The sequence below is a fragment of the Micromonospora lupini str. Lupac 08 genome (assembly GCF_000297395.2).
Classification (GTDB): Bacteria; Actinomycetota; Actinomycetes; order Mycobacteriales; family Micromonosporaceae; genus Micromonospora; species Micromonospora lupini.
On record NZ_HF570108.1, the window covers coordinates 326274 to 326833 of the forward strand.

General features: G+C 79.5%; 1 pseudogene. It reads right to left on the reverse strand.

The features are described from left to right. A pseudogene (locus MILUP08_RS36495) lies at window positions 1–560 on the reverse strand (hypothetical protein); the annotation flags it as partial.

The following is a 560-nucleotide window of genomic DNA, read 5'->3' on the forward strand; positions in this document are numbered from 1 at the left end:
CCCCGGACTCGGCGCGGGCTCCCGGGTCACCCGGCCCGGGAGGCGTCGGTTCCGGGGTCGGCGGCTCAGGAGGCTGCACCGGCTCGGGCGGCTGCACCGGCTCCGGCGGCTCGGAACTCACCGGCCCCGACCGGTAGACGGCAGACGTGCTCGCCCGGGAGTCCGGCGTACCCACGCTGCCGGCGGCGACCCGGCTGCTGCCCGGCACCGTGGCGCTGGCCCGCGCCGGAACGGTCGAGGTGGCCCGCTGGCCCGGCACCGGAACGCCGACCGGGCTTGCCGAGCCGGTGGCCCGGTAGGTGGTCGCGCTGGCCGGAGCGCTCGCCGGCAGATCACCGGGCAGCGCTCCGAGCGTCGCGACGCTCGCGCGAGCCCGCACCGGTACGGCGGCACCCGAGCCTGCGGCAGCGTCATCCGCCGCGGGCTGCTCGACGTCCGCCTCGCGGGCGTCCGTGGAGGCGACCCTGTCGCCGACGTTGCCCGCATCGGCGACATCGCCCTCGGAGGCGGCGGCCGGGTCCCGGTCGGCGGCGGCCTCCGAGGCGGCAGCCTCCGGTTCG